We start from the raw sequence: 5304 nt of genomic DNA on the forward strand, positions 1-5304 counted from the left end.
GTTTTGGTCGAGGTGGGTATTTCAGCTTAGGCGGAGAGTTCTGGGATTCAGAACTCAACTACCAGGATACGATGAATCCCGTTTAGAAATCGAGCCCAAAAAGAAGCAGTCCGATCTTCAAGTCGGCTGCTTCTTTTTATTTATTCTGCTAGGCGGATTTGCGCATAAAAGGCATTCATCTGATCGGCCAATTCATTTTCCTGCATCTCATGGAAGATGCTCATCACGTTGTACAGGTAACGCAACAACCAGTCAAAAGCATCCTTCTTCAAAGTAAGCCCGGCTTTCGCTTCTTCCTCTATCTCTTTATGCAACGCATCGACCCAATGATCTCCCAGAACAATGCGTACCCGTTGGAACTGTTCTCGGAAAAGCTGCTCGGTGGAAACTTCGCCTTCCCCCGGCATCCACTTGTTCTGGTTAGCGCTACGGTAATAACGAGGAATGAAATGTTTGAAATAAGGATCGGATTGCTGCAACAAGAAAAAAGCTGCTTCATATTTCCGATCGGCTATATAGCTGTCCAACAAGTAAGAAACCAAAATATCCCGAAAATCGATCGACAATTTGCGGACAACCAAATCCTTGTAAGTATCATTGATAGGCACAATGTCCAACTTCGTGTACAACGGCTGCCGGCTTGCCCCCACCACCAATTCTTCGCGTTCCAGCAGCTTGTGCGCCTCTTCTTTCGCTTTGGCATGCATACCCCGGGAGCGAAAAACGACGAAACGGACCCACTTCAGCAATGCACCTTCTTCAGCAGTCAGCTGAATGTCCGGATTACCGTCTAAAACTGCCGCAAAATTCTCCAATTTCCGGACGGTATCCGCATAATCATGGTGCTCCCACTGGATATAACTCGCCTCATTCTTTTCGTATCGGAAGCTGATGAAAATCAGCTGCAGCCACAGTTTTTTTGTGTCAGAATAATTGACGTGGTAATGTAACTGTTGCCGCAACACTTCTTCCATCTGCGTTTTGATTCTGGCCGGATCCCAATCCGATCCGACTGCCTCAGCTTCAAACAACTGAACGAGTTCAATCAATTTCCTGACATTATATTTGTTTTCTGTCATTAATTTGTTTATAATAGGCCTGAGAATAAGGTGCGACAACTTCGCGTGATTCTTGAAATAAGGGAAGACAAAATAATCCTCGTTGACTCTTTTCCGCAAAATCCCCGAGTGCAAAGGTTGGTGACCGAGGGGCCCGATTATCGGCGAAAAGCCCTTCAACTCATATTCCCATTCCATGAATTCCAGATTCGCATGATTAAAGGGATAGCCCGCAGGAAAGTTTTGTTTGTAATAGAAGAGGTACCATTCATGCGCTTCTTGTTCGTTCAGCAGCAGCCGATCCACAGCGATATCCTCATTCGCAAACCGCTTCGCGAAACGTTGCGCCTCATGGGATAATCGATAATATTGTTGCGTATGCAGGAAATCATGCAACGTCTGCTCATTCACTGACACTTTCCCAGCTAGCACATAGTCATAAACCGCGCAATAATACTCAAAAAACAGATCGTAATCACCTTTCATCTTCCGCACCTCCGGACCGTAATCCTTTACAACTCTAAATCCATTTTACCATATTGCTTACAAAACAAAGCAAGAAAGCCTGTGCGCTTGATAAACTCGGCTGCCAAATGCTGAAAATTGTTTGATTACCTGTAAGCTGAAACAAACAATCTACATAGAATTTATTGAAATTTACACAAATTCTATTCAGTTGATATAAAAATGTTCGGTTATCGGATGACGTTTTTGCGCGATGATGCTATACTATACATGAAATGACGTTCGTCTTATTTATGTACAAACACAATACAGCATCCGAGGATTCCCATTGTATAAGGTTTTTCCCGAAAGAAGCCCTTCCCTTTATCTCCCGTCCGTCACTTTTTGATCAGAAGAAATCACAGCAACCGAAATAACAAATATTTTTACATCATCTATATTGCAATTCCAAATCAATATCTTTCATCGAAAATACCTTTAAACAAGCTTTTAAGAGAAAATGGCTGCAACTATTTTGTTTCGATTCGGTTTTTAATAAACAAAAACAACATTTCTGTCGATTATGTTCAGACAGTTTTTCCGTTAGCCCGGGAACGAAAATCCATGTTGAAGCAGCCATTAAATTGCATGCCAAAAATGGACAGCGATCCTACAGCCTGATACTTTTTTATAATCAGCCGCGGCGGGGAGGAGCAGCGCGGATTAATCAGCCCCTATGCCTTAATGGCAAAATATTTGCCCCCTCTCTCGCATCAATAAATTGGTTTCGTTAACGGCAACATACTTTCTGCAATAAGCTTATCGTTTCTAGTCTCTCGCTTGTACATATCAGATTTAATTACAGACATATTACAAATAACCCTTTTTATGACAAGGATTAAATTTTGATATTTTTATAAAATATACTAGACAAACTAAAAAAATAGTATATTATTATTGTTATTGGCTCGTTCGGATGATATGGAATTTGAGTCAATTAATTTTCAAATTGTCGAACCGTTGCTATCAGATAAATTATGTCAGGAGGATTACGATGTACACAATGTCCAACATAAAAAACCTCTCCTTGAAGATTGTTCTTGCTGAAAAGAATACAATCACATCAGCCCAACCTACAAACTACCAAAAATTTCCTTATGTTAAACTTTTCTATGTTACAACAGGGGATGTTTCTTTAGTCATGAAAGAAACAACAGAAAAGCTTTCAAAAGATCAACTGATCTTATTGAACCCAAATGTAGAGTATTATTGGGACCTGACAGGAGATAAAGCAGCAGAGATTATCGAAGTCGGCATCCACGGGCTTGAATTCTCCAAAATCGGTGATGCAGAAAGCGATTTCTCTTACTACCGCCACAACGACGGTGAAAAAGAAACTGCGACTTTCTTGAATTTATTGCTGGATGAAATGAGCACACGCAGCCAGGGATACGAAGAGGTCAGCAAACGTTTCGTCGAGATCATCCTGATCCACTTGTTGCGTCTGGAAGAATTTTCGATCCGGAACTCACTGAACAAAAAGAACCACAAAGAAATCCAAACGGTCAAGAATTACATGAAAGTGAACTACCACAAGAACATCACGTTGGATGACTTAGTGGATCTGGTCCACATCAACAAATTCTACTTGATCCGTATCTTCAAGCAAGAAGTCGGCATGTCGCCGATCGACTACTTGATCCATATCCGTATCGACGAAGCGCAAAAAATGTTACGCAACACCAATATCGCAATCGCCGACATCGCGCACTTGGTCGGCTTCCAGTCTCCGTCACACTTCTCGAAAACATTCCGGGAATTGTCTAACTGCACGCCTTCACAGTATCGTCGTCAAGGAAACCAATAATACAACAAAAAGAAGAAGAAGCCGCTGTTTTAAGCGACTTCTTCTTCTTTTTGTTCCTCCAATGCCCGCAAATAGTCTCTTGCTTCGCGCGGTTTGCGGAAATGTTGAATTTCGATGCCGGCCGGCGCCTGATCCAGTAAAGCAATCAAACCCGGGCGGTTGTTTTTGTTGAAGTTCCAGATGAATTTCATAAATTCCCAATCGAATCGCTCCGGGCAGCCTTCCCCCATATCAGGACGGGTCCTTTTGCGGTTCAAAACAATCCGCTTCAACGCGCGATAGAGACACAAACTCCTTGGATAGTCGAAAAAGAAAACTGTATCCGCACGCTCCAACCGAATCGGCAGGCTCCGTTGGTAATTGCCGTCGATTATCCATTTTTCGTCTTTGATCCGTTCTTTTTGGATCCGATCCTGTTCTTCAGCAGCGCGGAGATTCCAATCAGGAAGCCAATACAGTTTATCGAGGTGATGCAACGGATTGCCCGTCACTTGCTTTAACTTGCGCGAAAAAGTAGACTTTCCCGATCCGCTGCATCCGATGACGACGATCCGTTTCATTGCCTTCCCACTCCCGCTGTCCTTCATTATTGCCAAAGCGATTCCTCCTATCGAACGAGACATTCTCTTCTGTTGAACAGTTTACCACAGCGCAATTACGGTGGACAGTACCTGCTATGTCCCCGCAACTAATGGTATACTTGGACTACAGAACTTGAAAGGAAAGATAAATAATGATACGCAAAGCAATAAAAGAGGACTGTCCGGAATTGTATGATCTGATCCACGAAATCTTAGTGGACATGGAATTGCCACTGCTCACCCTGTTGGAACCGGATGTCCTGAAAGCCGCAGTGGTCCGGGCTATGCAGGAGGACGTCTACCGGTTCAGTTACCGGAATGGCCTTGTCTATGAAGAAAATGGCGAAATTCTCGGCTGTTGTTTCGGCTATCCGGGAGCGTCCGAACCTATCATCGATGCCGCACTCCAGACCGCTTTCGATAAGATGCACATCACGGCAGCCAGGCTTTTCCCTGATAGCGAAACATTTGCCGGAGAATGGTATCTGGATTCCATCGTGACGAAGCAGTCAGCGCGCGGAAAAGGCGTCGCTTACCAATTGCTGCAAGCACTGCCGACACTCGCCTCGGCCGCGGGTGAAACCGTCATCGGCCTGAATTGCGAAAAAGACAATCTGCAGGCAAAAAAAATTTACGAAAAAGTCGGCTTCCGGACCGTTTCCGAGCGAACGCTGAGCGGGCATGTCTATGATCATATGCAGTGGGAACTCGAAAGAATTGCCGATATCAAAGAAAAAATCAGTCGCCGTTTGTAAAGCAGTCCCGCTATTTATTGGATAAATGAAAACCATGGGCTAGGCCCATGGTTCCGGAGAGCTTACAGCGGTGTATTAAAAAATCCTCGCTAAGTGCTAGAATATATTTGGTTCGCCAACCAATATTCATGACTTAGGAGGATTCTTTAGATGTCTCAAGACAAAAATAGTTTAGCACATACCACTTGGAATTGTAAGTATCACATAGTTTTTGCGCCCAAATACCGGAGGCAAGCAATCTACGGAAAGATAAAACAAGATATAGGAGTCATACTAAGGCAGTTATGTGAAAGAAAAGGTGTAGAAATAATCGAAGCCACTGCTTGTGTGGATCATATACACATGTTGGTAAGCATACCGCCCAAGATAAGTGTCTCATCGTTTGTCGGCTATCTAAAAGGTAAAAGTAGCCTCATGATATTTGATAGGCACTCCAACCTGAAATATCGCTATGGAAACCGCAAATTCTGGTGCACAGGATATTATGTCGATACAGTCGGGAGAAACAAGAAGGCAATTCAAGAATATATACGCAACCAAATTCAAGATGATATAGTCGCAGAACAATTAAGCCTATTAGAGTACACGGATCCATTTAC

Annotated in this window: 5 protein-coding genes; 3 read left to right on the forward strand and 2 right to left on the reverse strand. The window is 43.3% G+C overall.

Features of this window, described 5'->3' with window-relative positions; all coding sequences use genetic code 11:
- Nucleotides 1-140 precede the first annotated feature (140 nt).
- On the reverse strand, nt 141-1544 hold the full coding sequence (locus BMZ71_RS11290) for a hypothetical protein (RefSeq protein ID WP_086990363.1): 1404 nt from the start codon (nt 1542-1544) through the stop codon (nt 141-143).
- A gap of 1012 nt (nt 1545-2556) precedes the next feature.
- On the opposite strand from BMZ71_RS11290, the gene BMZ71_RS11295 reads away from it, so the two are divergent.
- The gene (locus tag BMZ71_RS11295) at nt 2557-3369 is read left to right on the forward strand and encodes a helix-turn-helix transcriptional regulator (protein ID WP_068561249.1); all 813 of its coding nucleotides are present in this window, start codon (nt 2557-2559) and stop codon (nt 3367-3369) included.
- A 29-nt stretch (nt 3370-3398) separates the two neighbouring features.
- Here the strand turns inward: BMZ71_RS11295 and BMZ71_RS11300 are convergent, their stop codons facing one another.
- Nucleotides 3399-3965: a P-loop NTPase family protein gene (locus BMZ71_RS11300; protein WP_083546475.1), complete on the reverse strand. Its 567-nt coding sequence runs from the start codon at nt 3963-3965 to the stop codon at nt 3399-3401.
- Between the two features lie 137 nt (nt 3966-4102).
- Between BMZ71_RS11300 and BMZ71_RS11305 the strand changes: the two genes are divergently transcribed.
- Both BMZ71_RS11305 and tnpA read left to right on the forward strand, forming a co-directional pair.
- On the forward strand, nt 4103-4705 hold the full coding sequence (locus BMZ71_RS11305; protein WP_086990370.1) for a GNAT family N-acetyltransferase: 603 nt from the start codon (nt 4103-4105) through the stop codon (nt 4703-4705).
- A gap of 150 nt (nt 4706-4855) precedes the next feature.
- The coding region (tnpA, locus tag BMZ71_RS11310) for an IS200/IS605 family transposase (protein ID WP_093234141.1) at nt 4856-5304 on the forward strand (449 nt) is incomplete at its 3' end.

Origin of the sequence: Trichococcus flocculiformis, assembly GCF_900113645.1 — a bacterium.
GTDB lineage: Bacteria > Bacillota > Bacilli > Lactobacillales > Aerococcaceae > Trichococcus > Trichococcus flocculiformis.